This is a genomic window from Streptomyces sp. NPDC026500, assembly GCF_055567635.1.
This window is the reverse complement of the sequence record NZ_JBVHQB010000018.1, coordinates 127,817-154,289: the sequence shown is the minus strand read 5'-3', so window position 1 is coordinate 154,289 and position 26,473 is coordinate 127,817. Positions and strand designations below refer to the sequence as shown.

The 26,473-nt window shown below is 71.9% G+C and carries 16 protein-coding genes and 1 tRNA gene; 9 read left to right on the top strand and 8 right to left on the bottom strand.

Annotation, left to right across the window (positions count from 1 at the left end; all coding sequences use genetic code 11):
• Positions 1-86: 86 nt before the first annotated feature.
• Positions 87-1,535: a bifunctional UDP-N-acetylglucosamine diphosphorylase/glucosamine-1-phosphate N-acetyltransferase GlmU gene (gene glmU, locus ACZ4N5_RS29525; protein WP_467760080.1), complete on the bottom strand. Its 1,449-nt coding sequence runs from the start codon at positions 1,533-1,535 to the stop codon at positions 87-89.
• A gap of 118 nt (positions 1,536-1,653) precedes the next feature.
• Positions 1,654-1,725 (bottom strand) — tRNA-Gln (locus ACZ4N5_RS29520).
• A gap of 305 nt (positions 1,726-2,030) precedes the next feature.
• On the opposite strand from ACZ4N5_RS29520, the gene ACZ4N5_RS29515 reads away from it, so the two are divergent.
• Positions 2,031-3,341, top strand: coding sequence for a sensor histidine kinase (locus ACZ4N5_RS29515; protein WP_467760079.1), 1,311 nt, complete (start codon positions 2,031-2,033; stop codon positions 3,339-3,341).
• A gap of 310 nt (positions 3,342-3,651) precedes the next feature.
• Here the strand turns inward: ACZ4N5_RS29515 and ACZ4N5_RS29510 are convergent, their stop codons facing one another.
• Both ACZ4N5_RS29510 and ACZ4N5_RS29505 read right to left on the bottom strand, forming a co-directional pair.
• Positions 3,652-4,182 (bottom strand): SUKH-3 domain-containing protein, encoded by a 531-nt coding sequence (locus ACZ4N5_RS29510; RefSeq protein WP_467760078.1) that lies wholly within the window; start codon positions 4,180-4,182, stop codon positions 3,652-3,654.
• A 78-nt stretch (positions 4,183-4,260) separates the two neighbouring features.
• Positions 4,261-4,764 carry a YwqJ-related putative deaminase gene (locus ACZ4N5_RS29505; RefSeq protein ID WP_467760077.1) on the bottom strand — a complete coding sequence of 168 codons (504 nt, stop codon included), beginning with the start codon at positions 4,762-4,764 and terminating at the stop codon, positions 4,261-4,263.
• Positions 4,765-4,993: 229 nt separating this feature from the next.
• Here ACZ4N5_RS29505 and ACZ4N5_RS29500 point away from each other — a divergent pair, with 229 nt between their 5' ends.
• The 3 genes from ACZ4N5_RS29500 to ACZ4N5_RS29490 all read left to right on the top strand — a co-directional run bounded on the left by ACZ4N5_RS29500 (position 4,994) and on the right by ACZ4N5_RS29490 (position 10,246).
• On the top strand, positions 4,994-5,998 hold the full coding sequence (locus tag ACZ4N5_RS29500; protein ID WP_467760076.1) for an SMI1/KNR4 family protein: 1,005 nt from the start codon (positions 4,994-4,996) through the stop codon (positions 5,996-5,998).
• A gap of 7 nt (positions 5,999-6,005) precedes the next feature.
• Positions 6,006-8,987 (top strand): SUKH-4 family immunity protein, encoded by a 2,982-nt coding sequence (locus ACZ4N5_RS29495; protein WP_467760075.1) that lies wholly within the window; start codon positions 6,006-6,008, stop codon positions 8,985-8,987.
• 371 nt (positions 8,988-9,358) lie between these two features.
• Positions 9,359-10,246: a cellulose-binding protein gene (locus tag ACZ4N5_RS29490; protein WP_467760074.1), complete on the top strand. Its 888-nt coding sequence runs from the start codon at positions 9,359-9,361 to the stop codon at positions 10,244-10,246.
• Between the two features lie 193 nt (positions 10,247-10,439).
• Here the strand turns inward: ACZ4N5_RS29490 and ACZ4N5_RS29485 are convergent, their stop codons facing one another.
• On the bottom strand, positions 10,440-12,074 hold the full coding sequence (locus tag ACZ4N5_RS29485) for a sodium/solute symporter (protein ID WP_467760073.1): 1,635 nt from the start codon (positions 12,072-12,074) through the stop codon (positions 10,440-10,442).
• Positions 12,071-12,448 (bottom strand): DUF485 domain-containing protein, encoded by a 378-nt coding sequence (locus tag ACZ4N5_RS29480; RefSeq protein WP_467760146.1) that lies wholly within the window; start codon positions 12,446-12,448, stop codon positions 12,071-12,073. Before ACZ4N5_RS29480 ends, ACZ4N5_RS29485 begins: the two co-directional genes overlap by 4 nt.
• Positions 12,449-13,065: 617 nt before the next feature.
• Here ACZ4N5_RS29480 and ACZ4N5_RS29475 point away from each other — a divergent pair.
• Positions 13,066-14,829: an NlpC/P60 family protein gene (locus ACZ4N5_RS29475; protein ID WP_467760072.1), complete on the top strand. Its 1,764-nt coding sequence runs from the start codon at positions 13,066-13,068 to the stop codon at positions 14,827-14,829.
• 241 nt (positions 14,830-15,070) lie between these two features.
• Here ACZ4N5_RS29475 and ACZ4N5_RS29470 read toward each other — a convergent pair whose 3' ends face one another.
• Positions 15,071-16,591, bottom strand: a complete 1,521-nt coding sequence (locus ACZ4N5_RS29470) for an MFS transporter (protein ID WP_467760145.1) — start codon at positions 16,589-16,591, stop codon at positions 15,071-15,073.
• Positions 16,592-17,067: 476 nt separating this feature from the next.
• Between ACZ4N5_RS29470 and ACZ4N5_RS29465 the strand changes: the two genes are divergently transcribed.
• The 3 genes from ACZ4N5_RS29465 to mfd all read left to right on the top strand — a co-directional run bounded on the left by ACZ4N5_RS29465 (position 17,068) and on the right by mfd (position 24,523).
• The gene (locus ACZ4N5_RS29465) at positions 17,068-17,856 is read left to right on the top strand and encodes an ABC transporter ATP-binding protein (protein WP_467760071.1); all 789 of its coding nucleotides are present in this window, start codon (positions 17,068-17,070) and stop codon (positions 17,854-17,856) included.
• Positions 17,853-20,417: an ABC transporter permease gene (locus ACZ4N5_RS29460; protein ID WP_467760070.1), complete on the top strand. Its 2,565-nt coding sequence runs from the start codon at positions 17,853-17,855 to the stop codon at positions 20,415-20,417. Before ACZ4N5_RS29465 ends, ACZ4N5_RS29460 begins: the two co-directional genes overlap by 4 nt.
• A gap of 554 nt (positions 20,418-20,971) precedes the next feature.
• A complete protein-coding gene (gene mfd / locus ACZ4N5_RS29455) occupies positions 20,972-24,523 on the top strand; it encodes a transcription-repair coupling factor (protein ID WP_467760069.1) in 3,552 nt (1,183 codons plus the stop codon).
• Between the two features lie 97 nt (positions 24,524-24,620).
• On the opposite strand, the gene ACZ4N5_RS29450 is transcribed toward mfd, so the two are convergent.
• On the bottom strand, positions 24,621-25,211 hold the full coding sequence (locus ACZ4N5_RS29450; RefSeq protein ID WP_467760068.1) for a TetR/AcrR family transcriptional regulator: 591 nt from the start codon (positions 25,209-25,211) through the stop codon (positions 24,621-24,623).
• A gap of 208 nt (positions 25,212-25,419) precedes the next feature.
• Between ACZ4N5_RS29450 and ACZ4N5_RS29445 the strand changes: the two genes are divergently transcribed.
• Positions 25,420-26,391, top strand: coding sequence for an SCO6745 family protein (locus tag ACZ4N5_RS29445; protein ID WP_467760067.1), 972 nt, complete (start codon positions 25,420-25,422; stop codon positions 26,389-26,391).
• The last annotated feature ends 82 nt before the right edge of the window (positions 26,392-26,473 follow it).

The following is a 26,473-nucleotide window of genomic DNA, read 5'->3' as shown; positions in this document are numbered from 1 at the left end:
CTCAGCTGGGTTGCGAGAGGCCTTCTCAGCTGGGGTGCGGGTATGCACTTATCACGGTACGCCGTCCCGGACGTGCCGCTTTCCGGTCAGCCTTCGCCTTCCGGCTCCCGGGAAGCGGTCTCCGCGGCCTTCGCCGCCGCGCTTCCCGGACGCTTGCGGGCCACCCAGCCCTCGATATTCCGCTGCTGGCCACGGGCCACGGCCAGCGAACCGGGCGGCACGTCCTTGGTGATGACCGAGCCCGCCGCGGTGTACGCGCCGTCCCCGACCGTGACAGGAGCCACAAACATGTTGTCCGAACCGGTACGGCAGTGCGAGCCGATCGTCGTGTGGTGCTTGTCCTGTCCGTCGTAGTTCACGAAGACACTGGCGGCACCGATGTTCGAGTACTCGCCGATCGTCGCGTCGCCCACGTACGACAGGTGCGGGACCTTCGTGCCCTCGCCGATCGTCGCGTTCTTCGTCTCGACGTACGTTCCGACCTTGGCCTTGAGCCCGAGCCGCGTCCCCGGACGGAGGTACGCGAACGGTCCCACGGTCGCCTGCGGACCCACCTCGGCGGTGTCGGCCACGGTGTTGTCGATCCGCGCGCCGGCGCCCACCCGGGTGTCCTTCAGGCGGCAGTTGGGTCCGACCTCGGCGCCCTCGGCGATATGCGTGGCGCCCTGGAGCTGCGTCCCGGGGTGCACGATCGCGTCCTGCTCGAAGGTCACCGTCACATCGACGAAGGTCGTCGCGGGGTCGATGACGCTGACGCCGGCCAGCATGGCCCGGGTGAGCAGCCGGTCGTTCAGGATGCGGCGCGCCTCGGCGAGCTGCACGCGGTTGTTGATGCCGGCGATCTCGCGGTGGTCGGCGGCGACGGCCGCACCGACGCGGTGCCCGGCCTCGCGCAGGATCCCGAGGACGTCCGTCAGGTACTCCTCGCCCTGGCTGTTGTCCGTGCGCACCTTGCCGAGCGCGTCGGCGAGCAGCTGCCCGTCGAACGCGAAGACACCCGAGTTGATCTCACGGATCGCGCGCTGCGAGTCGCTCGCGTCCTTGTGCTCGACGATCGCGGTGACCGCGCCGCTGGCGCCGTCCCGCACGATGCGGCCGTAGCCGGTGGCGTCGGGGACCTCGGCGGTCAGCACGGTGACGGCGTTGCCGTCGGTGCTGTGGGTCGAGGCGAGCGCGAGCAGGGTCTCGCCGCTGAGCAGGGGGGTGTCGCCGCAGACCACGACGACGGTGCCGTCCACGCCGTCCCCGAGCTCCTCGAGGCCCATCCGTACGGCGTGCCCGGTGCCGCTCTGCTCGGCCTGCACCGCGGTCCGGACGCCCGGGTCGATCTCCGTGAGGTGTGCGACGACCTTCTCGCGGGCGTGCCCCACGACGACCACCAGGTTCTCGGGATCCAACTCGCGTGCCGCGGCGAGCACATGACCGACGAGGGAGCGTCCGCAGATGTCGTGCAGGACCTTGGGTGTGGCCGATTTCATACGGGTGCCCTCGCCCGCTGCGAGAACGACGACGGCTGCCGGGCGATTGGCGCTCACGGGTTTGCCCTTCGGCTTCGGATGGCTGGGGGGTGGACATCCGCAGGATACCGGGGCGAATCAGGAGACATATGGGAGAGGGCCCTGACGGCACCGTCAGGACCCGAATCGACCGAGGCTCCCCCGCCAGGACTCGAACCCGGACAGATGGCACCAAAAGCCACAGTGCTGCCAATTACACCACGGGGGATCAAACCCGATCGAACCGGACATTTGGTCGGCTCGTCGAGTCGGCACCCAACACTATGCCGTACCGGGCGCCCTCCGTGCGACGGTACAACTCGGCGCTCCCCGTGCGGCAGATGACGGGGTGGTCCCGGCGGGTGTCCGTGGCGTTCGCGGCGTCCCGGCGTTTGCGTTCCTGCGCTTGCGCTCTCGGGCTCGCCCTGGGGCGGGGCGGCTTTCCGCGGGCGCGTGATTCCCGGCGGGGTGTGGTGTAGGCCAGTCGGAGAAACTCACCGGAAATGGGCCGGGGGGCGACCGTAGGCTGGAGCCATGACCACGACGGGGGAAGAGCACACCGCGGCCGGGACCGGGCCGTGGTGGTGGGTCGGATGGCGTAGTGCGGTGTTGGACGGCGGGCTCGCTCTGGCGTCCGCGGTCGAGTGCGGCGGCGAGGGGGTGCGCTTCGCGCACGACGCGGGACTGCCCGCTCCGGTGGGCGTCGCTTTCGGGACGATCGCGGGGTCCGTGCTCCTGGTGCGGCGGAAGTGGCCGATCGCGGTGGTCCTGGTGTCCATCGCGATCACGCCCGCCCAGATGGGCTTCCTGATGGGGCTCGTCGGGCTGTACACGCTCGCCGCGTCCGAACTGCCGCGGCGGATCATCGCCGCGCTGGCGGGGATGTCCTTCGCCGGCATGCTGATCGTCACGTTCGTCCGGACGCACCAGGGGGTGGTGCGCGGGGACGTGGCGATGGGGGACTGGTTCGTCCCGTTCGCCTCCCTCACGACGGCGATCGGGATGACCGCGCCGCCCGTGCTGCTCGGGCTGTACATGGGGGCCAGGCGGCGGCTCATGGAGAGCCTGCGGGAGCGGGCGGACTCGCTGGAGCGGGAGCTGCAGCTCCTCGCGGAGCGTGCGGAGGAGCGTGCCGAGTGGGCGCGCAACGAGGAGCGCACCCGGATCGCGCGTGAGATGCACGACGTGGTCGCGCATCGGGTCTCCCTGATGGTCGTGCACGCGGCGGCCCTCCAGGCGATCGCCCGGAAGGACCCCGAGAAGGCCGTGAAGAACGCCGCGCTGGTGGGGGACATGGGGCGTCAGGCACTCACGGAGCTGCGGGAGATGCTGGGCGTGCTGCGTACGGGGGACGGGCTGGGCGCGCGGGTGCCGTCGGTCCCGCTGGCGGCGGTGGGGGCGGCCGCGGCCGCCGCCGCATCGCGGGCGGCCGACGATTCCGGGGCCGGCGAGGGGCCGAGTCTGGCCGAGATCGACGAATTGATCGGGCAGTCGGCGGCGGCGGGGATGGTCGTGGCCCTGTCGGTCGAGGGCGACATGCGTGGGTACGCCCGGGAGATCGAGCAGACCGCCTACCGGGTGGTGCAGGAGGCGCTGACGAACGTCCACAAGCACGCGGCGGGGGCGAAGACGTACGTCCGGCTGGCGCATCGGGTGTCCGAGATCGCGATGCAGGTGGAGAACGAGTGTCCGCCGGAGGTGGGGGTGGGCTCGTCCGTGCGGCTGCCCAGCGGGGGGAACGGTTTGCTGGGGATGAAGGAACGGGTGGCCGCCCTGGGGGGCGTGTTCGTGTCGGGGCCCACGGACGCGGGTGGGTATCGGGTGTCGGCGGTGATCCCGGCGTAGCCCTCCGGGTTGTTTGCTGGTGGGGTCCGGTGGGTGGGTCGGGGCCGCGCCGGTACATCCGCCCGCATCCGAACGGATCCCACCGGAGCTTCGAAGCGAGCGCGGGTGCCGATCCGTCCGGCCTGCGGGCATTTGATGTACCGGCACGTTCCCTCCCGCGGGAACCCGGCTGCGGGTGCGTCGTGGTGGCCCTTCCGGCCCCGGCCGGGGAAAGTCCAGCCTCTCCGGCGTTTGAGGAGCGGGGGGCTGGGGCGCGGAGCCCCAGGGTGGGACGGGTAGGGGCGGAGGGGGCGAAAAGAACCGGCCGGGGTCAGGTTGCCGTGAGGCGGGGTGGGGCTGTGCCGGTGAGGAGGGTGGTGAGGGCGGCGTCGATGTGGGGGCCGATGTACCAGTCGCCGGTGTGGTCGAGGGTGTAGACCCGGCCCTCGGCGTCGATGGCGAGCAGGGCGTGGGAGTCGGACTCCTCGCCGAGGGGGCAGACCTCGGTGTCGAGCGCGCGGCCGAGGTCGCCGAGGGTCCGGGCCATGTGCAGCCCGTGCAGGGGGTCGAGATGGAGCAGGGCGGGGGCGAGTTGGCGCCCGGGCCCCTTGGCGCCGACGCGCAGACCTCCGAACTCCGCCCATGCCTCGACCGCCGCGGGAAACACGGCGTGCCGGTGCCCGGCCGGCGACGCGTGTCCGCGCAGCTCGTCGGCCCAGTACTCGGCCTGCTTTATGTCCCAGCGTCCCGGCTGCCATCCCGCCGAGCGCAGTGCGGCGTCCACGGGTTCGGGGAAACGTGACGTGGGTCCCCCCTGTCCGGGAGGGGAGAAGAGGCTGGAGGAGGAGCGGTCGGAGTGCATCTGCCCTTCGTTCGTCGAGGGTCGGGACATCGGCGTCGTGGGGCGCCGTCACAAGTACGTATGCGGGAAAGGGGGAGTTCAGGCGTCCGGTGCTGCCGGGTCGACGACACGTACGCCGAAGTGGTCGCTGAGCGCCGTGCAGGAGCGGCAGGGCGCGGCGAAACTGCCGTGCAGCGGGTCGCCGTCCTCGCGGATGCGGCGTGCGGTGAGCTTGGCCCCCTTGAGGGCCTTGCGGGCCTCGCCGTTGGTCATCGGCTTGCGGGTGGCGCGCCTGCTGCGTTCGGCGTCGACGGTCGCGATGTGCCGGGAGATCAGGATGGCCTCGGCACAGCGGCCGGTGAAGCGGTCGCGTTGTCCGTTCGTGAGGGTGTCGAGGAAGTCCTGGACCAGCGGGTGAAGAGCCGGTGGCTGGTCGCCGCGTGCGGCCGTGCCGGTGAGGGTGGCGCCGCGGACGGAGAGGGCGGCGGCGACAGTGGGGAGTATGCCGTCGCGGCGGTACAGCAGGGTGGGGGCGTGCAGCGCCTCGGCGCTGCTCCAGCCCACCCGGGGGTCCCCGGACGTGCCCGTATGCGTCGCGTTCATGATCGTTTTTCCCTCCCATGCATCCCCCGGTGCGGAGACAGACTGCCAAATGCGGTGGCGGGAGCGGTAGCTGGGGCGCCGCGACACGCCAGGTCTTCGGCTTACGGTCACGGCGGGGTGACGGCTGGTCACGGAACCGGAGGCCCGGTGACCGGTGTCGTACAACCGAATAGGCTGTCGACATCCGCGCTCCATCCAGCTACTGAAGACGCCGCAGGGGGCAACCGCCATGACGACAGGTCGGCTCGGGCAACAAGCCGCGCCGCCGAACGCGGCCTACGCCGGGCAAGTCGTGCACTTCCCGGATCCGGTCCGGGCAGCGCGCCACCCCAGAGGTGTGCGGATCGACGAGCGCGGGTATCCCGACTTCTCGCTCTACGCGCGTGCCGCGGCGGAGATCGCCGAGCCCCCGGAGGGTTTCGGCGTCGACGAGTTGAGGCTGACGGACTACGTCTCCGCGAACGCCGCTCTCGCCGCGTCGGGCCACGAACTGTGGGACACGATTCCGTCGGTGGCGACGCCGCACGGCTGGACGTGGCATCACGTGGCGGGCACCCGGCGGCTGGAGTTGGTGCCGGTCGAGGTGAAGGCGCTGCTGCGGCACCACGGTGGTGTCGCCACCACGGCCGTCGACCATTCCAAGCGCGGGACACGGCCGTTGCAGGAGACGCGGCCCGCGCACTTCGGGCTGCCGAAGTCGTCGGTCGCGGTGACCGAGCAGCAGGTGCTGGGGGTCGAGGAGGACCTCGGCTACCGACTGCCCGGCGCCTACCGGTCGTTCCTGAAGGCGGCGGGCGGATGCGCGCCGGTCGGCGCAGCGCTCGACGCCGAGCTCGGACTGCTGCTGGACCAGCCGTTCTTCACCGTGCGCGACGAGGCCGCCGTCAACGACCTGGTGTACGTCAACAAGTGTCTGCGCGACCATCTGACCAAGGATTACCTGGGCATTGGGTTCGTGCAGGGCGGTCTGCTGGCCGTGAAGGTGAAGGGCGACCGGATCGGTTCGGTCTGGTTCTGCGCGTTCGACGACGCCCGTGACCAGGACGCCTGGCCGCCGGCCGAGCGGGTGCAGCGGCTGCTGCTGCCGTGCGGTGACGACTTCGACCAGTTCCTGTCCCGGCTGGCCGGCGATCCGCCGGAGCTGGAGACGGTGGCGAATCTGATGGTGGACGGCGGTTTCGCGTACGCCGTGCCCGTCTCTTCGGTGTCTTCGGCGTCTTCGGTGGGGGAGTGAGGTTGCGATGGTGACCTTTGCGCAGGCGCAGGAGCGCGCGGAAGAGTGGATCAACGGGGATGTACCCGGGTACCAGCACCGAGAGGTGCGGGTGCGCGAGTTCGAACTCGGGTTTGTCGTATGGGCGGAGGACCGCGCCGAGGGTCCGCGTTCCGACGGGGGTGGGCAGCGGCTCGTCATCGCGCGGGACAGCGGGGAGGCCACGCTGTGGCCCGCACTGCCGGTGGGTGAGGTAATCCGCCGCTACGAGGAGGAGTACGGGACGCCGGACGCGTCCCCCGAACCGGCGCCGGCGCCCGCGGCCCGGGTCGACCTGAATCAGACGTCGTTCCTGCTGAGCCCCCCGGAGTGGCTGCAGGAGGCCGCGGACAGGATGGGCATTCCGGACCGGCGCAACGGGCCGGGATCGTCCGGCTCCGACGGGGCGGGGTCGCGTGCGGCCGCCGCCTCCGCGGGGGACGGGTCCATGAACGGGGCTTCCGGGGCCGGGAGTTCGCTGTCGGGCGCGCCGGGGGACTCCGGGGCGCACGGACTGCCGTCCGCGCCGGGGGAGCATGCCGCTCGCTCCGGGGTGCCGGGTTCGCCGTCCTCGCCCCACTCGGCTCCTCCCACCACGCCAGGTGTGCCGTCGGCTCCGGCTCCCGGTGGGAGCACGCCGTGGCCGGCCGCCGCGACCGACGACGACGAGGTCCCGGCTCCGCAGGACGCGCGGCCGGACATTCCCGCCGACGCGACCCCGTGGACGGGGACGGACACGAACGCCGATCCCGGGGACGACCGTTCCGTACCGCTGCCGGCGACCGTGTTCGCGCCGCCGCTGACCGATGCCGACGACTCCCGCACCCCGCCGCCCGCCGCGGCGGACGCCCAGACCGCCATGATGTCCGGGGGCAGCCAACTCCCGCGTACGACACTGTCACCCGTGGCCGGGGACCCGAACTCCCCCGCGCCGTCCGGTTCTTCACCGGGTCACGGAGTGCCCGGCGGTCCGCCGCCCGGGGCGTCTTCGTACGGGTATCCGCAGGGGCCCGGCGCGCAGGGTCCGCCGCCCGGCGCCTCCGCCTACGGCTATCCGCAGGGTCCGGGCGCGGGTCCGGGCACACCGCCGCCCGGTGCGCCCGTTCCCGGTGGCCCGCAGGGGACGCCTCCGCCGGGCGCGCCCGCGTACGGCTTCCCCCAGGGGCCGGGCATATCGCCGCCCGGCACCCCGCCCGCTCCGGGCACTCTCGGTACGCCGCCGCCCGCCGCGCCGCCGCGACCGCTGCCTGCGAACGCCGGCGACATCGCCGACGCCGCGACCAGCAAGGCGCAGGCGCCGCCCCGTGGGGCGCGTGGTGGCGGGGCGAGCGCTCCGCCTCCGCCGAGCGCCCCCGGGGTGCCGGGTGCGCGGCCGGCCGGCACGCCGCCTCCGCCGTCCGGGCCGGGCGCTCCGGGTGCGCCCGCGGGCGGGTACGTGCCGACACAGCTTGTCTCGCAGCTCGGGCCGGACGGGCCCGAGGGGGCTCCGGGGGCGCCCGGTGCGCCCCAGCCGCCCGGCGCCACGCCTCCGGGCGGTGGAGTCCACCATGCCGCCACGATGCTGGCGGGGCCCGGAGTGGGCGGGCCCGGTGCGCCGCAGCCGCCGGGTGCCCCTGGTGCGCCCGGAGCCCCGGGCGCGCCCTGGCAGCAGGCCGGTCCCGGTGTGCCGAACCCGCCGGGCGTCACGCCTCCGGGTGAAGCGCACCATGCCGCGACGATGCTGGCCGGGCCCCCGGCGGGCGGACCGGGTGCGCCGCAGCCGCCCGGCACCCCTGGTACGCCCGGTGCGCCCCAGCCTCCCGGGGGCACGCCTCCCGGTGGGATGCACCATGCCGCGACCATGTTCTCGGGGCCTCCTGCCGGGGGACCGGGTGCGCCGCCGCAGGCCCTCGGTATGCCGCCGGGCGCCCCTCAGCCGCTGCCCGGACAGCAGCCCGTGCCCGGACAGCCGATGCCGGGGCAGCAGCCGCCCGCGTACGGCTATCCGCAGGCGGGGCAGCCGACCGTCGGGCCCGGCTATCAGGCCGTGCTGCGGTATCGGGCCCACGACGGGTCGGAGCAGCAGCTGATCCGGCGGTCCGCGCCGGGTACACCCCATCCGGAGTGGCAGATCCTGCACGAGCTGCGCGCGATGAACGTGCCGCCGCAGCAAGTTCTGGAGCTGCACACGGAGTTGGAGTCCTGTGAGCTGCCGGGCGCGTACTGCGCGCGGATGATCAGGGAGACCTTCCCGCAGGCGCGGATCACGAGCATCGCGCCGTACGGCACGGATCACGCGAGCCGCCAGCAGGGGATGCATCAACTCCTCGCTCACCAGGGCGAGTTGCACCAGGTCGCGGACGGACCGGCGCGCCCTGCGCCGGTACGGGCGCCGATTCCGCCGGTGCAGCCCGCGCCGCCGATCCCGCCGGAGGCGATCGGGCAGGAGCTGGCGGCGGCGTTCGGGCCGGGGATGTTCCGGTTCGACCAGGCGGCCGTGTCGCGGCAGGGCGTGCCCGACATCGTGGCGCACACCCTGGTCGTGGCCGGACTGCCGGTCGACATGGGGCCGTTCTTCTGGGCGCAGGCCCAGCCCGGCCGTCCGGTGCCCACGCTCGCCGAACTGGCGCAGGAGCGCGGGGTGGCGGCGTCCGCGGACGCGGGCTCGTACCTCGTCATGGGCAGCGACTTCGGCAAGGCGATCTGCGTCCAGTACGGCACGGCGAACATCGTCGCCGTGCCGGTGGAGGCCGGTCCCGGGGGCGCCCCGGTGCCGCCGCAGTTCGTGAACACCGGACTGCCCGAGTTCGCGCGTTGTCTCGCGCTGCTCGGCCGGATGTGGCGGCTGCGGTTCGGCCTCAACCAGGAACAGGCGGGCCGCTGGACCGTCGACTTCCAGGCGCAGCTCGCCTCGCTCGACCCGGCGGCACTCGCCTCCCCGGAGAGCTGGTGGTCGGTCCTGCTGGAGGAGATGTGGGACGGACTGTTGTAGCCGCGGGCCGGTAGGAGAGCGGCGGGACAACCAGGACAACGGCAGTACGGATGAGGCGCTCGACCCGTGTGACGGGTCGGGCGCCTCGTTCGTTCGTACGGGTGGCGCGTCGGTCCCGTACACGGGCGGAATGCGTAGGGGCCCGGGACCGTACGAAGGGCCGAACCGCTTCTCTCTTGCTCCTCTGGCGCACCTCTCCGGGCGTCGTGCCGGCGTCGCGCCTCGGGCCGCTGACCTCAAATGACACGCGGATGATCCGTCTCGGGCCGAATGGGCGGGCGGAGTGTCGCGTTATGAACACTTCCGTGTGATCCATCAAGATGTGCGCGAAATCGTCTTTTTGTGTGTGTCGGGCGGAGAGGGGTCCAAGGATGAGCAGCACATCGGTGTCGCCGCACGGCTTCGTGGCCGTACGGGGACGTGGCTACCGTCCCGAACAGGTCGACGCGTACGCCGCGGCGCTCTCCCGGGGCCGCGACGCCGCGTGGGAGCGGGCCGCGCGGCTCACCGTGCTGGCGAAGGACATGGAGGCCGAGGCGGAGCGGCTGCGGGAGGCCGTGACGCGGCTCGCCCCGCAGACGTACGAGGAACTCGGCGAGCGGGCGCGGCGGATCTTCCAGCTCGGCGAGGAGGAGGCCGAGGCCCTGCGGGAGGAGGCGCGGCGCGAAGCCCGGTCGGTGGCCGAGGAGGCCGAGGCCGCGGGGCGCGAGGTGCGGGAGGCCGCCCAGGCGTACGCCGACGAGGTGCGCGACGCGGCGGAGGAGTGGGCCCTGCAGCGGCTCCTCGACGCGCGTGCCGAGGCCGACGAGGTACGGATCTCCGCGCGGCGGGACGTCAAGGAGAACCGGGGTGAGGGGCTGATCGCGCTGCGGGAGGTGCGCCGGCGGACGGAGGTCCTGGTGACCGAGCAGGAAGCGGAGCACGCCGCGCGGTGGGCGGAGGCGGAGCGGGCGGACGCCGAGCGCGAGGCCGCGTTCGAGGCGCACCATCTCGAAGGCGCGGCGCGTGCCGAGGAGTCGCTCGCCCGGGCCGCCCGGGCCCTCGCCGAGGCGAAGGAGTCGGACCGGCACCGGCAGGAGGACGCTGCGGCGCGGGCCGCCGAACTGCTCGCCGAGGCCCGGGTCAGTGAGGAACGGATCGCCCGGGAGACCGACCGGGTGCTGCGCGAGCACGGGGAGCGGTGGGATCACGTTCGGGCCCATATGGACCACGTACGGAGCAGTCTCACGTCTCTCACGGGGCGGGCCCCGGCGGAGTAGCCCCGCTCCGCGGGCCCGTCACTCCCCGCTCCGCGGCCCCGAACCTTCCCGCTCCGCGGGGTCTCTTCGCCGCTCCGCGGCCCCGACTCCTCCCACTCCGCGGTGCTTCTTCGCCGCTCCGCGGCGGGTTTCCACCCGGCCCGCCCGTCCCGCCCAGTCAAGAGGGCACCCCGTCGCACCCCCTCACGCCCCTTCACCGCCCCCTCCGTATCGCTCCCGCCAGAATCCAGCCCTCCACCGCCTCGTACTGCCTCCGCTGCTCCTCCGCCTTGCGGCGGCCCGAGACCACCGTTCCGATCCACCCGTAGGCGAAGCCCAGCGGGATCGACACGAGGCCGGTCGTGGTGAACGGGAACCAGTTGAAGTCGGCGTCCGGGAACGCGGCGGTGGGGGAGCCGGAGACGAGGTTCGTGCCGGGAATGAGGACGAGGACCGTGAGGGTGCCGCCGATGAGGGTGGCGAGGAGGCCGGTGCGGGTGTACCGACGCCAGAAGAGGCTGTAGACCAGCGCGGGCGCGATCGCGGAGGCGCCGATGCAGAACGACAGGGTGACCAGGGGCTGCAGGCTGCGGTGCTGGGCGAGGGTGGCGAGCAGGATGGCCGGCGCCCCCACCGCCAGCGCCGAGATACGGGCGAGGAGCATCTCGCGGCGCGGGGAGAGTTCGTCGTCGTGGCGACGGCCCCGGAAGAGCCTGCTGTGCGCGAACACGTCGTGGGCGAGGGAGTTGGCGCAGGCCAGGATCATCCCGGCGACGGACGCGAGCAGTGTCAGGAAGATCGCTGTCGTCACGGTGGTGAACAGGAGGGTCTCGGCGGTGGAGACGGATGCGCCGAAGACGGCCCTGGAGCCCAGCAGATAGGCCGTGTTGCCCTGCGGGTCGGCCGTCGCGATCGCGTCGCGGCCGATCATGGCCGTGGCGCCGAAGCCGATGACGCTGACGATCAGCACGAACAGGGCCACGCACGGCACCGCCCAGGACAGCGACCTGCGCACCTGACGGGCACTGTCCGCCGTGTACATGCGCATGGTGATGTGGGGGAGGCAGGCGCCGCCGAGGACGACCGTCAGCTCCGAGGTGATCATGTCCAGGCGGGGGCTGGCGCCGCCCGTGAACTGGAGGCCGGAGCGGAGGAAGGCGTCCCCCACGCCGCTGTTCCCGGCGGCGGCGGCCAGCAGCGTGCCGGGATTCCAGTCGAAGCGCTGCAGGACGAGTACGGCGACCACCGCGCCCGAGCCGAGCAGCATCACGATCTTCAGGATCTGGATGAGGGCGGTGCCCTTCATGCCGCCGATCGCCGCGTAGCTGATCATCAGCGCGCCGAGTCCGATGACACAGCCGGTCTTGAGGGAGCCGCCGGAGAAGCCGAGGATGAACGCCAGCAGGTCGCCCGCGCCCGCCAGTTGGACCAGCATCAGCGGCAGCAGCGCCACGATGGTCACCGCGCAGGCCGTGTTGCGGACCGCACGGCCCGGCGTCCGGCGCGCGAGTGCGTCTCCCATCGTGAACTGGCCCGCGTTGCGCAGTGGTTCGGCCAACAGGAACATCAGCAGCATCAAGGAGAGGGCCGTGCTCAGGGCGAGGACGACACCGTCGTAGCCGGCCAGCGCGATGACGCCGCCGGTGCCGAGCACGCTCGCCGCGGAGATGTAGTCCCCGGCGATGGCAAGGCCGTTGCGCATCGGTGAGAGCGATCCGTAGCCGGTGTAGAACTCGTCCAGGTCGTCGCGGTCCGGGCCGGTCATCACGCACAGCAGCAGGGTGATCGTGGCGACGGCCGTGAACGCCACGAGCGACATGGCCTGCGCGGAACTGGTGAACCCCGTCATCGTGCCGCCTCCCGCTTCGCGTCCAGTTCGGTCTGCTTGCGGATCCGGTCCGCGATCGGGTCGACCCGCCGGCGCGCCGAGTACTCGTACAGCCCGATGGCCAGGCAGGTGACGGGGACCTGGAGCAGCCCGAGCAGCAGGCCGGTCGACAGTCCGCCGGACACCGTGCTCGTCATCAGCGACGGGGCGAAGGCCGACAGCAGGAGGAAGAGGGTGAAGTAGCCGAGCGCGGTGAGGGTCGCGACGCGCCGCTGTCTGCGGTAGGCACCGCGCAGGAGTCTGATGTCGCTGTGCTGCCCGAGCGACTGATGGCGCGGCATCCGCCGCCGCGGGGGCTCGGGAGACCGTGTCTGTGGTTGCCATGGGTAGGTCAACCTGGTGGGAGCGGGGCCGTGGTCGGGCGGTGGATATCCGGCCCGCGGGGGTTGCTGAAGGTGCTCGGGTGGCTCGTCGTAGGGCTGGTACGGCGGTTGGTACGGCGGGTCCGGCTGGTACGGCTGTTGGTACGGGAAGTTCCGCGGAGGCTGGGGCGTCGGGTACTGGCGTTGGTGCGGGCGCTGCTGACGTGGCCTTGGGGGCTCGGGGGACGAGAACGCGTCTGGCATCCCGGTTCTCCTTGCGTGGCTCGGGTCCGGTGCGGGACCGCAGGGAGCTGGGGGGGTGAGCAGCGCACGCTACTCGTAGGTAGTCGGAATGCGCGACCGTTTCACCGAACTGGTCGGTCGGTATGCGCTTACGTCGGTCGCGTCCGCCGGACGGGTTCGAACCGGGCATCGCCCACCGGCCGATCGGGGAGACGCCGATGGGCCACCACGAGGCATGGCGCCGTCTGCGGAAGCAGTGACACGGAGGCGCGGCGAGGCCGGCGGGGAGCGTCAGGGCGAAACGCCCTGGTGGAGGCTCCGGCGTGGACGTGCCACTCCCATCGGAATCCGAACCCGACCAGAGTGCTGCTGTTCAAGTGTCCGGCCCATCCGGGATCATGATCTTCATGTCTCACACCTCTCGAAGAAGACTTCTCGCCGTCCTCGCGGCCTCCGCCGCCTCCGTGCCGCTCGCCGGAGCCGCGGCGACACCGGCCCGTGCCGCCGGATCGGCCGTTCCCGTGGATCCGTTCGCGGGTCCGGCCGGCCTCTCCGCGGCCCGTTCCTCGGTGACCCTGCCGCCGTTGGACGCCTCCTACTTCACCTCGGTGACACTCGCCGCCCCGCTCACCGCGACCGTGCTGGCGGGGACCCCGGCGCGCACCGAGGTCACCTCCGGCGGCCGGCGCGTCGCGTTGCTGACCCACGGTGCGCGGACCGTCGTGGTGCCGGGACCGCAGCGCAGGTTCGCGGAGAACAAGCAGCCCTTCGTGGACGACTTCCAGCGCACCCTGCCCGACCTCTCGCTCGACCTGGCGGACCGGGCCTACTGGGGTACGTCTCCCGGCGGCGGCAGTTGGTCGACGCTCGGGCCGGTGGACACCGACTACTCCGTCGTACCGGGCAGTGGCGTCGTCAGTCTCACCACCGAGAACTACAGCCGGCACGCCAGCCTGCGCGACGACGAGATCACGGACGTCGACGCCCGCTGCACGGCGCGGTTCGACAAGATACCCACCGGTCAGGCGTGTTCGTTCGGGCTGACGTTCGGCTACCAGAGCACGCACAGCAACTACCGGGCCCGGTTGTCGTTCCTGACGTCGGGCGCGGTCGAGCTGCGCGTCGAGAAGGAGGTCGACGACACGGTGACGCAGTTGGCCACCGCACTCACCCTCAGCACGAGTGTCCCCGCGGGAACCGACTGGACGATCCGGGTGCGCCGGGAGGGCACCCGGATCCAGGCCAAGGCATGGCGGTCGGCGTCGGCCGAGCCGTCCGCGTGGGCCGTCGACGTCACCGACTCCACCTTCGCCAAGGGCCGCGTGGGCCTGCGCGCCCTGGCCAACAAGGGCTGTACGAACCTGCCGGTCGCCCTGTCCGTCAGCCGCTACGAGGTGGACGCCGCGAACTGGCAGACCCCGCCCACCGTCACGCACGGCGACTGGGTGCGGGTACTGCCCGAGCCGTTCGACGGGACCTGGACGCCCCAGCTGGAACAGACGATCCGCGGCTGGGCCGGCTCCACGGTGCCCGATGTCCTCGCGTATGCCGCCATGTTCCTCGCGGACGCTCCGGCGGTGACGGCCGGAGCCGGGGCCGCCCAGGGCAAGCAGGTGCTGGGCGAGGCCGGTTACGGCTATCTGGACCCGCAGGGCTACCGCTGCGAGGGCGCCGACTTCCACGAGTACATGAACGTGGGCTGGACCTTCCCCGACGGGACCTACACCGGGCCGAGCAGCAAGCAGGTCGGCAACCTCGACTGCTCGGGTTACACGCGGATGGTCTACGGCTACCACATGGGGGTGCCCCTGGCCGCAGGGGCAGACACGTCCGGGACCCGGATTCCGCGCAAGTCGCGGGACATCGCCGACCACGCGCCCGGGGTTCTCGTCGACCGCACCGACGGCACCGCCCCGCCCGTGGCGGCCTTGCTCCAGCCCGGCGATCTGGTGCTGTTCAACGCGGACTCGAGTGACGACGACACGAACACCGGCACCGTGACCGTCGACCATGTCGGTATCTACCTGGGCCAGGACGCGGCCGGCAAGCGGCGTTTCCTCTCCAGCCGTAAGACGGTCGACGGGCCCACCATGTCCGACCTGGGCGGGGCGTCGCTGCTCGACGGCACGGGCACGTACGCGACGAAGCTGCACACTGTGCGCCGTATCTGAACCTGCCGTATCTGAGCCTGCCGATCGGAACCCGCCCGCAAGGCGGTCGCTCGGTTCCCGGTGGAGCTCGGCCGACGTCCCGGAGACACCGGCGGGTGTGGATCCCGAAGTACGGGAAGGACCGCACCTGCCGGACTCCGTCGATCGGTCCGACGCCGGGGTCGGCCAAGTCCAGGAGGTCTTCGGACCGGGGGTGGCCACCTCGGCGAACAGGCGGGTGGGACGAGCGCCCGTGCCGCGGTCAGTCCGTGGGCTCCGTCGAGTCCGTTGGGTCCTTGAGCACCGGGAAGCGGCGCGGTGCGACGAACAGCAGGACCAGGAAGGCGAGGGCGGCGGCACCGGCGGCGCCCAGATAGACGGCGTGGACCGCGTCGGCGACCGCGTGGCGCAGCTGCCCGGCCGGCGCGCCCGAGTCGAGTGCGCGGGTCACCGCGTCGAGATCCCCGGCGCCGCCGAGCCGCGCGGCCAGCACCCCGTTGGCGACGGCGCCGAACAGGGCGGCGCCCAGGGTCTGTCCGGTCTGCCGGCAGAAGAGGACGGAGGCGGTGGTCGTCCCGCGTTCGGCCCACCCGACGGTGGACTGGACGCCGATGATCAGGGGGAGCTGGAACAGCCCGAGAGCGCCGCCCAGCAGCAGCATCAGCAGGGCGGGCTGCCACGGCTCGCCCGGATAGGGCAGGAAGGGAAAGGCCAGCAGGAGCAGGCTCGCCGTACCGATGCCGAGCATCGCGGTGTTGCGGAAGCCGATGCGGCGGTAGACGTGCTGGCTGAGCGCCGCGGACACCGGCCAGCTCAACGTCCATACGGAGAGCACGAATCCGGCGGCGACCGGGGCGAGGCCGAGGACCGCCTGCGCGTAGGTGGGCAGGAACACCGTCGGCGCGACCATGAGCAGGCCCAGCGCCCCGAGCGCCAGGTTGACCGCGGCGATCGTCCGGCGACGCCACACCCAGCCCGGGATGATCGGTTCGGCGGCCCGCCGTTCGACGGCCACGACGACCGCGACCAGGCAAAGGCCCGTGCCGAACAGGGCGACCGAGGGAGCCGACAGCCAGTCCCAGGCGACACCGCCCTGCACCAGCGCGGTCAGCAGGACACCGCCGCAGGCGAACACCGCGAGGGCGCCCGCCCAGTCGATCCGGGGCCGCCGGGCCGGGCGGGCCCGCTGCGGTTCGTGCAGATGACGGACGATCAGCCACAGGGCGAGCGCGCCGATCGGCAGGTTGACGAGGAAGATCCACCGCCAGTCGGCGTACGCCGCGAGGACTCCACCCAGGGCGGGACCCGCGATGGCCGAGGTCGCCCACACCGTGGACAGCTTGGCCTGGATCTTCGGGCGTTCCCTGAGCGGGTACAGATCGGCGGCGAGCGTCTGCACGGTGCCCTGGAGGGCGCCGCCGCCCAGACCCTGCACGACGCGGAAGGCGATGAGCGCGGCCATGTTCCAGGCGGTGGCGCAGAGCAGTGAACCGAGGAGGAAGACGGCCGCGCCCGCCACGAGGACCGGTTTGCGGCCGAAGGTGTCGGAGAGCTTGCCGTAGACGGGGAGCGTGACCGTGACGGCCAGCAGGTAGCCCGAGAACAGCCAGGAGAAGACGGAGAATCCGCCGAGGTCGCCGACGATCTGCGGAACGGCGGTGGACACGATGGTGGAGTCGAGCGCGGCGAGACCCATCGCGAGCATGAGCGCGGCGACGACGGCGCGGCGCCGCCGGGTCCCGGCGCGGCCGGTTCGGGGAGGGTGCTCCCGTACGACCGGTATCTCGGTGTCCCTGTCGCCCACGGGATTCCTTCCCCCTGCATCTATCTGCCGGGACCAGCTTCCCACTTGAGCCTCACGCCGGGGGAGGGTGGAGGCTGCGTGGGCCCCGGGGTGGAACCGACCCCGAGGAGTTGTCCACCGACGGGTGGAGGACCCCTAGGGGGATCTCCGCATCAGGGGTCGGGGAGGGTTCCTCCCGCTGGAGGACGAGACCGGGCCGAGGAAGTCCTTAACCTGGCTTTACGCCGTCGGGGGCGCGCTCCGGTCGTACGGACCGCACCCGCGGGGGTGGGGTTTTCCCCAGCAGAAGACGGGGCCGTGCACCAGCGCGTCCGACCCCCTCCCGGCACCAGACTTACGGACGTGGCCCAGCGCACCGCGTCCGAACGCGGCGCGGACCTTCGAGGCCCGTCGCATCCGCTCGCAGACTTTCGCAGCCCGGCAGCTTCCCTGTCGGCCGACTTAGGAGACATACCGTGACATCGGCTGTAAGCATTCCCAGGCACGAGGGCACTGGAGGGCGTACGGCCGTCGCCGCGCGGGCGCGGCAGGTCGTCAAGGCGTACGGGTCCGGGGAGACCCAGGTCGTCGCCCTCGACCATGTCGACGTGGACATCGCGCGGGGCCGGTTCACCGCGATCATGGGCCCCTCGGGGTCCGGCAAGTCCACCCTGATGCACTGCCTCGCCGGGCTCGACACCGTCACCTCCGGCCAGATCTTCCTCGACGAGACCGAGATCACCGGGCTCAAGGACAAGAAGCTGACGCAGCTGCGCCGGGACCGGATCGGCTTCATCTTCCAGGCCTTCAACCTGCTGCCGACGCTGAACGCCCTGGAGAACATCACGCTCCCGATGGACATCGCGGGCCGCAAGCCCGACAAGCGCTGGCTGGACCAGGTCGTGGAGACCGTCGGGCTCGCGGACCGGCTCAAGCACCGCCCGAACCAGCTCTCCGGCGGCCAGCAGCAGCGCGTCGCGGTGGCACGGGCGCTGGCGGCCCGCCCCGAGATCATCTTCGGTGACGAGCCGACCGGAAACCTCGACTCCCGGGCCGGCGCCGAAGTGCTGGGCTTCCTGCGGCGCTCGGTGGACGACCTGGGCCAGACCATCGTGATGGTCACGCACGACCCGGTGGCGGCCTCGTACGCGGACCGCGTGCTCTACCTCGCGGACGGCAGGATCGTCGACGAGATGCACCAGCCGACGGCCGACCAGGTCCTGGACCGCATGAAGGACTTCGACTCCCGCGGGCGGACGTCATGACCGTCCTCAAGACCTCGATGCGCAACTTCTTCGCGCACAAGGGACGCATGGCGCTGTCCGCCGTGGCGGTCCTGCTGTCGGTGGCCTTCGTCTGCGGCACGCTCGTGTTCACCGACACGATGAACACGACGTTCGACAAGCTCTTCGCGGCCACCTCCTCCGACGTGACGGTGCTGCCCAAGGCCGCCAAGAGCGACGACACCCCGCAGAACGGCAAGCCCGAGTCGGTGCCGGCCTCCGTGCTGGCGCGGACGCAGCGGACGGACGGCGTCAAGTCCGCCGAGGGCGCGGTCAATTCGATGAACGTGACCGTCGTGAACAGTCACAACAAGAACATGGGCTCCACCACCGGCGCCCCGACCATCGCCGGCAACTGGACGCGCAACGACCTCCGTTCCACGGAGATCACCTCCGGCCGCGCCCCACGCGGACCCACCGAGGTGATGGTCGACGTCGACACCGCCGACAAGCACCACCTCAAGATGGGCGACGAGCTGCGCACCATCGCCGTCACCGGTGACTTCAAGGCCAGGATCGTCGGGATCGCCACCTTCAAGGTGACCAACCCCGGTGCAGCCGTCGTCTGGTTCGACACGGCCACCGCCCAACGCGAACTGCTCGGCTCCACCGGCCGGTTCACCCAGGTCAACGTCACCGCCGCGCCGGGCGTCTCCGACGCGCACCTCAAGCAGAACGTCTCCGCCGCGCTCCACGGGTCGTACAAGATCCAGACGCAGAAGGAGAACGCCGACGAGAACCGCAAGGGCGTCGGCCAGTTCATGAACGTCATCAAGTACGCCATGCTCGGCTTCGCCGGGATCGCGTTCCTGGTGGGCATCTTCCTGATCATCAACACCTTCTCGATGCTGGTCGCCCAGCGCACCCGCGAGATCGGCCTGATGCGCGCCATCGGCTCCTCCCGTAAGCAGGTCAACCGCTCGGTGCTGGTCGAGGCGCTGCTGCTCGGCTTCGTCGGCTCGGTCCTCGGCGTCGCCGCGGGCGTCGGCCTCGCGGTCGGCCTGATGAAACTCATGGCGTCGATGGGCATGGACCTCTCCACGCGTGACCTGACCGTCAAGGCGGCCACCCCGGTCATCGGCATGATCCTCGGTGTCGTCGTCACCGTCCTGGCCGCCTATCTGCCGGCCCGGCGGGCCGGCAAGGTCTCCCCGATGGCCGCGCTGCGGGACGCCGGCACCCCGGCGGACGGCAAGGCGGGTCTCGTCCGCGGACTGATCGGCCTGGCCCTGACCGGCGCCGGAGCGTTCGCGCTCTACACGGCGGCCACCGCCCACAAGGCGAGCGACGGCTCGCTGGTCCTCGGCGCGGGCATCGTCCTCACCCTGATCGGCTTCGTGATCGTCGGCCCGCTGCTCGCGGGCGGCGTGGTCCGGGTGATCAGCGCCGTACTGCTGCGGATGTTCGGCCCGGTCGGCCGGCTCGCCGAACGCAACGCGCTGCGCAACCCGCGCCGCACGGGTGCCACCGGCGCGGCCCTGATGATCGGCCTGGCCCTTGTCGCTTGCCTGTCGGTGGTCGGCTCCTCGATGGTGGCCTCGGCGACCGACGAGCTCGACAGGTCGGTCGGCGCGGACTTCATCGTCCAGGGCCAGCAGCGGATCGTCCCGCAGGCCGAGAAGGCCATGGAGACGACCCCGGGCCTGGAGCACGTCACCCGCTACAAGGACATCGCGGCGAAGACGACCTCGCCGGACGGACAGGTCGACGACTCCGGGATCACCGCGGCCGACCCGTCGTACGCCCAGGACCTGCGGCGCAAGACGACGGCCGGTGACCTGGCGGCGGCCTACGGCAAGAACGCCATGTCGGTGGGCTCGAAGTACGCCAAGAAGCACGGTGTGAAGGTCGGCGACACCCTGACCGTCGCCTTCAAGGGCGGTGCCACGGCGAAGCTCAAGGTCGCGGCCGTCACGGACGACGACGTCGCCATCGACCAGGGCGCCCGGTACACCAGCATCGAGACGATGAAGAAGTACCTGCCCGCGAGCAAGATCCCGCCGAACGAGATCATGTTCGCCAAGGCCAAGCCCGGCCAGGAGAAGCAGGCGTACGCGGCCCTGAAGAAGTCCATGGAGCCGTACCCGCAGTACCAGGTCCGCGACCAGACGGACTACAAGCAGGAACTGAAGGACCAGGTGGGCCAGCTCCTGAACATGGTCTACGGCCTGCTGGGTCTGGCGATCGTGGTGGCGATCCTCGGTGTGGTGAACACCCTGGCGCTGTCGGTCGTCGAGCGCACCCGCGAGATCGGCCTGATGCGCGCCATCGGGCTCTCCCGCCGCCAGCTGCGCCGCATGATCCGTCTGGAGTCGGTCGTCATCGCCCTCTTCGGCGCCCTCCTCGGCCTGGGGCTCGGCATGAGCTGGGGCGCCACCGCCCAGAAACTCCTCGCCCTGGAGGGCCTGAAGGTTCTGGAGATCCCCTGGCCGACCATCATCGGGGTCTTCATCGGCTCGGCCTTCGTGGGCCTGTTCGCCGCCCTGATCCCGGCGTTCCGGGCGGGCCGGATGAACGTACTGAACGCGATCGCCACCGACTAGGACCCGTCCGCTCGGCGGACGATCGAACGGGCCACCGCGTACGGGGGTTGCGGTGGAACGGACGGGCCCGGTCCGAGGAGAGTCACTCTCCTCGGACCGGGCCCGCGGTGCGTCCGGGGCCCGCTCGGGAGTGCGTGCGTGGTCCCCGTTCCGGGAGTACGCGGCCCTTGTTCCGGGACTACGCGGTCACCGTCCCGCGGGTACGCGGTCACCGTTTCCGGGATGGGTGGTCTCCCCGCCGCGGGAGTGCGCGGCCTCCCCGTTCCGGGACGGGAGTGCGTGGTTCCGGCTTCGTTGGTCGGCGGCGGGCGGGCGGCCGGGCGAGCTGGACCAGGCGAGCGAGAGGCGTGGGTCCGGGGTCCTGGACCCGGGGTGCCGGGTCCGGGGCAGGGGTCCTGGGTTCGGGCCCGGGTGCGCGGTGGGTCACCGAGCGGGGCGGGGGCCTCGGTGGACGGTCACGCGCGAGCGGTCGCGGAGTCGTAGGCTGGATGCCCCCGGCCCGTCCCACGTGTCGGGCGTCTCGCGTTGCCCACTCCCCGGGATGGAAGCCCTTCATGAGCCTGCACGGTCTGCTCGACGCCGTCGTCAAGGACGCCGCCCTCACGGAGGCGGTGAAGGCCGCCGCCGACGGCAACCGGATGCACGTCGACCTGGTCGGCCCACCGGCGGCGCGCCCGTTCGCCGTCGCCGCGCTCGCCCGCGAGACCGGCCGTACGGTGCTGGCGGTGACGGCCACCGGCCGCGAGGCCGAGGACCTGGCCGCGGCCCTGCGCTCCCTGCTCCCGCCGGACGGCGTGGCGGAGTACCCGTCGTGGGAGACGCTGCCGCACGAGCGGCTCTCGCCCCGGTCGGACACCGTCGGCCGACGCCTCGCCGTCCTGCGGCGTCTTTCCCACCCACGCCCCGACGACCCCGAGACCGGCCCGGTGTCCGTCGTCGTGGCTCCCGTCCGCTCGGTCCTCCAGCCGCAGGTCAAGGGCCTGGGCGACCTGGAGCCCGTCGTCCTGCGCACCGGCCTGACGGCCGACCTGGGCGAGACCGTCGAGGCGCTCGCGGCAGCCGCGTACTCCCGCGTCGAACTCGTCGAGAAGCGCGGCGAGTTCGCCGTCCGCGGCGGCATCCTGGACGTCTTCCCGCCCACCGAGGAGCACCCGTTGCGGGTGGAGTTCTGGGGCGACGACATCGAGGAGATCCGCTACTTCAAGATCGCGGACCAGCGCTCCCTGGAGGTCGCCGAACACGGCCTGTGGGCCCCGCCCTGCCGCGAACTGCTGCTCACGGAGGATGTGCGGGCGCGGGCCGCGGCCCTCGCCGAGGCCCACCCGGAGCTGGGTGAACTCCTCGGCAAGATCGCCGAGGGCATCGCCGTCGAAGGCATGGAATCGCTCGCCCCGGTCCTCGTCGACGACATGGAACTGCTGCTCGACGTCCTGCCCGAGGGCGCGATGACCGTCGTATGCGATCCGGAGCGGGTACGGACACGGGCCGTGGACCTCGTGGCGACCTCGCAGGAGTTCCTGCAGGCGTCCTGGGCGGCGACGGCCGGGGGCGGCGAGGCCCCCATCGACGTGGGCGCAGCCTCCCTGTGGTCCATCGCGGACGTACGGGACCGGGCGCGCGAGCTGGACATGATGTGGTGGTCGGTGTCGCCGTTCGCGGCCGACGGGGACCTCACGGACGCGTACGCCGGAGGCGTGGGGGACACCCTCAAGCTGGGCATGCACGCCCCCGAGACCTATCGCGGCGACACCGCCCGCGCGCTCGCCGACACCAAGGGCTGGCTGGCCGACGGCTGGCACACGGTCTACGTCACCGAGGCGCACGGCCCGGCGGCACGCACCGTCGAGGTGCTGGGCGGCGAGGGCATCGCCGCCCGCCTGGAGACCGACCTCACCGGGATCGGCCCCTCCGTCGTGCACGTGGCGTGCGGCTCCATCGACTACGGCTTCGTCGACCCGGCGCTCCGGCTCGCCGTCCTGACGGAGACCGACCTCTCCGGCCAGAAGGCGGCCGGCAAGGACGGCGCCCGGATGCCGGCCCGCCGCCGCAAGACGATCGACCCGCTGACCCTGGAGACCGGCGACTACATCGTGCACGAACAGCACGGTGTCGGCCGCTACATCGAGATGGTGCAGCGCACCGTCCAGAGCGCGACCCGCGAGTACCTGGTCGTCGAGTACGCCCCCGCCAAGCGCGGCCAGCCCGGCGACCGCCTCTACATCCCCACCGACCAACTGGAGCAGATCACCAAGTACGTCGGCGGCGAGGCCCCGACGATGCACCGCCTGGGCGGCGCCGACTGGACCAAGACCAAGGCGCGCGCCAAGAAGGCGGTCAAGGAGATCGCCGCGGACCTGATCAAGCTGTACTCGGCGCGGATGGCGGCCCCTGGCCACGCGTTCGGCGCCGACACCCCCTGGCAGCGCGAACTGGAGGACGCGTTCCCGTACGCGGAGACGCCCGACCAGCTGACGACGATCGCCGAGGTCAAGGAGGACATGGAGAAGACGGTCCCGATGGACCGCCTGATCTGCGGCGACGTCGGCTACGGAAAGACGGAGATCGCGGTCCGCGCCGCGTTCAAGGCGGTGCAGGACGGCAAGCAGGTGGCGGTCCTCGTCCCCACGACCCTGCTGGTGCAGCAGCACTTCGGCACGTTCTCCGAGCGCTACTCGCAGTTCCCGGTCAACGTGCGCGCCCTGTCCCGCTTCCAGACGGACACCGAGGCCAAGGCGGTCCTGGAGGGGCTGCGCGAAGGCTCGGTGGACCTCGTCATCGGCACCCACCGGCTGTTCTCCGCGGAGACCAGGTTCAAGGACCTGGGCCTGGTCATCGTCGACGAGGAGCAGCGCTTCGGCGTCGAGCACAAGGAGCAGCTGAAGAAGCTCCGCGCCAACGTCGACGTCCTGACGATGTCCGCGACCCCCATTCCCCGCACGCTCGAGATGGCGGTGACGGGCATCCGCGAGATGTCCACGATCACCACCCCGCCGGAGGAGCGACACCCGGTGCTGACCTTCGTCGGCCCGTACGAGGAGAAGCAGATCGGCGCGGCGATCCGCCGCGAACTGCTGCGTGAGGGACAGGTCTTCTACATCCACAACCGGGTCGAGTCCATCGACCGCGCGGCGTCCCGCCTCAGGGAGATCGTCCCGGAGGCGCGGATCGCCACGGCCCACGGCCAGATGTCGGAGGGGGCGCTGGAGCAGGTGGTCGTGGACTTCTGGGAGAAGAAGTTCGACGTCCTGGTCTCCACGACGATCGTCGAATCGGGCATCGACATCTCGAACGCGAACACGCTGATCGTGGAGCGCGGCGACAACTTCGGCCTGTCGCAGCTGCACCAGCTGCGCGGCCGGGTCGGCCGCGGCCGGGAACGCGGCTACGCCTACTTCCTGTATCCGCCGGAGAAGCCCCTCACCGAGACGGCCCACGAGCGGCTCGCGACGATCGCCCAGCACACCGAGATGGGCGCGGGCATGTACGTGGCGATGAAGGACCTGGAGATCCGGGGCGCGGGCAATCTGCTCGGCGGCGAACAGTCGGGCCACATCGCCGGCGTCGGCTTCGACCTGTACGTACGCATGGTGGGCGAGGCGGTCGCGGACTACCGCGCCTCCCTGGACGGCGGTGTGGAGGAGGAGCCGCCGCTGGAGGTCAAGATCGAGCTGCCGGTCGACGCGCACGTCCCGCACGAGTACGCGCCGGGCGAGCGGCTGCGCCTCCAGGCGTACCGGTCCATCGCCTCCGCGAACACGGAGGAGGACGTCAAGGCCGTACGCGAGGAACTCGTCGACCGCTACGGCAAGCTCCCGGAGCCCGTCGAGAACCTGCTCCTCGTGGCGGGCCTGCGGATGCTCGCGCGCGCCTGCGGGGTCGGCGAGATCGTCCTCCAGGGCAACAACATCCGCTTCGCGCCGGTGGAGTTGAGGGAGTCCCAGGAGCTGCGCCTCCAGCGGCTGTACCCGGGAACCGTCATCAAGCCGACCGCACACCAGATCCTCGTACCCCGCCCGAAGACGGCGAAGGTCGGCGGAAAGCCGCTGGTCGGGCGGGAACTGCTCGGCTGGACCGGGGAGTTCCTGGCTTCGATCCTGGGGTCTTAGCGGTCCTTCCGGTGCCGAGGTACTGATCAGGGCTGCTGGGCTTCCAGTGCCGAGGGCCCGATCAGGGCTGCTGGGGCTTCCGGTGCCGAGGACCTGATCAGGGCTGCTGGGGACGGAACAGCATTCCCGTCAGGGCGTGGAAGACCTCGTCGGGGTCCTCCTCGCCCACCTGGCCGTCCAGGTTGTGGCTGATCAGGAGTGTGGCGAAGCCGTGGGCGAGGGACCAGGCCGCGATGCCGGCGAGGTGGGTGTCGGTGCCGCGGCCCTCCGAGGGGAGCGCGGAGACGGCGGCGCGCAGCCGTACGCCCGCGAGCGTCCGGGCCGTCGTGAGCTCCAGATCGTTCTCGCGGAGCAGTTCAGGGGCGAACATGACCTGGAAGTGGGCGGGGTGCTCCCGAGCGAAACGTACGTAGCGCACGCCCGCGTCGCGCAGGTCGTCGGCGGTGTCGAGCGCGGTCGCCAGGAGCCCGAAGCCCTCCGCCGCGATGGCCGTGAGCAGGCCGACGCGGTCCTTGAAGTGGTGTGCCGGGGCGGCGTGCGAGACGCCCGCGCGGCGGGCCAGATCGCGCAGGCTCACCGCGGAGGGCCCCTCGGCGGCGATGACGTCGAGGGCGGCGCCGAGGATGGCGCGGCGCAGGTCCCCGTGGTGATAGGGGCGCTCGGAGCCGCTGGTCTTCGCGGGATTCATGACAGAAGCGTACGCCGGATCTAGGCATTGCCAAGTTGGTCGGCCGGGGGTGGCCCGGACCGGTCGGTGCTGGTCGGGGATGGCAGGGGTCGGCCGGGCTCGGTCGAGGGCGGCCAGGGAATCTAGTCGTTGACAAGTTTGGTGGGTTCGGGCAATCTTGGCAGTGTCAAGTTATGGAGCGTGTCGTTACGTGACGAGGGGTGGAGCCATGTCCGGGAACGTGAGCGGGGCGAGTGGGGCCGGCGGGGCAGGGGTCGTAGAGGACGGGGTGTCGCAGGGAGAGGTGCCGCAGGGAGGCGGGCCGGAGGAGGGTGCGGCCGTCGACCTCGGCCAGGTGCGCCGGCTCTGGCATCTGCTGGAGCCCCTGCACGCGGTGCTGTACTACGCGCCGGAGGCCTTCGAAGAGGCGGACGCGCTCGGATACGGGACCGAGGAGCGCTGGCCCAGCTACTTCCCCTACCGCGCGGCACCGTTGGGGGCCGTCGGCGGTCGGCGAGTGGCCTCCGCCTTCTACAGCTTCAGCCCGCGCATGGTGGACGAGCACATCAACTCGGCCTGGCGGACGGCGAGTCCGGAGCAGGTGCTCGCGGCGCGGGAGCGAGCCGTCGACCGGGCGTACCGCGCGATACTCGGCGACCGCGTCGCCAGTCCCGAGCTGGCCGAGGCGGCCGCGCTGGCCCGCCGGGCCGCTGAGGCCGCGAACACCGAGGGACGCCAACTCGCCGCTTCGAACGCCGAGTTGCCCTGGCCCGAGGCGCCGCACCTCCAGCTGTGGCACGCGGCGACGATCCTGCGCGAGCACCGTGGCGACGGACACCTCGCGGCGCTGCTCTTGGCCGGCCTCGACCCGGTCGAGTCGCTGGTCTCCTTCGCGGCGACAGGAGCGGCCTCCGTGGAGCGGTTCGAGAGCCGGGGCTGGAGCCCGGAGGAGTGGGCCGCGGCCCGGGACCGTCTGATAGCCCGGGGCCTGGTGGGCGAGGACGGTATCGCCACGGACGCCGGCCGTGAGCTGCGCCGCCAGGTCGAGCACCACACCGACCGCCTCGCCGCCGCGCCCTGGCAGTCGCTCGCCCCGGACGCCGTCACCCGCCTCGCCGACCTGCTCGGGGAGTTCTGGGTCGCGGTGCTGAGCTCGGGACTGCTGCCGTCGGAGACGACGCTGGGGATCGGAAAGGTCTGACGCCCTCGACGTCCATCGACCAGTAGGCATGACGGTGCGGACGGCCATCGACCCCATCCACTGAAGGGCGTGACGGTGCGGA

Bases quoted from the DNA above. Each gene is read 5' to 3' on its own strand.
- ACZ4N5_RS29500 (WP_467760076.1), top strand. From the start codon at position 4,994: ATGACGACAGGTCGGCTCGGGCAACAAGCCGCGCCGCCGAACGCGGCC.
- ACZ4N5_RS29450 (WP_467760068.1), bottom strand. From the start codon at position 25,211: ATGAATCCCGCGAAGACCAGCGGCTCCGAGCGCCCCTATCACCACGGG.
- ACZ4N5_RS29515 (WP_467760079.1), top strand. From the start codon at position 2,031: ATGACCACGACGGGGGAAGAGCACACCGCGGCCGGGACCGGGCCGTGG.
- ACZ4N5_RS29510 (WP_467760078.1), bottom strand. From the start codon at position 4,182: ATGCACTCCGACCGCTCCTCCTCCAGCCTCTTCTCCCCTCCCGGACAG.
- ACZ4N5_RS29495 (WP_467760075.1), top strand. From the start codon at position 6,006: ATGGTGACCTTTGCGCAGGCGCAGGAGCGCGCGGAAGAGTGGATCAAC.
- ACZ4N5_RS29445 (WP_467760067.1), top strand. From the start codon at position 25,420: ATGTCCGGGAACGTGAGCGGGGCGAGTGGGGCCGGCGGGGCAGGGGTC.
- ACZ4N5_RS29505 (WP_467760077.1), bottom strand. From the start codon at position 4,764: ATGAACGCGACGCATACGGGCACGTCCGGGGACCCCCGGGTGGGCTGG.
- ACZ4N5_RS29460 (WP_467760070.1), top strand. From the start codon at position 17,853: ATGACCGTCCTCAAGACCTCGATGCGCAACTTCTTCGCGCACAAGGGA.
- ACZ4N5_RS29475 (WP_467760072.1), top strand. From the start codon at position 13,066: ATGTCTCACACCTCTCGAAGAAGACTTCTCGCCGTCCTCGCGGCCTCC.
- ACZ4N5_RS29485 (WP_467760073.1), bottom strand. From the start codon at position 12,074: ATGACGGGGTTCACCAGTTCCGCGCAGGCCATGTCGCTCGTGGCGTTC.
- ACZ4N5_RS29490 (WP_467760074.1), top strand. From the start codon at position 9,359: ATGAGCAGCACATCGGTGTCGCCGCACGGCTTCGTGGCCGTACGGGGA.
- mfd (WP_467760069.1), top strand. From the start codon at position 20,972: ATGAGCCTGCACGGTCTGCTCGACGCCGTCGTCAAGGACGCCGCCCTC.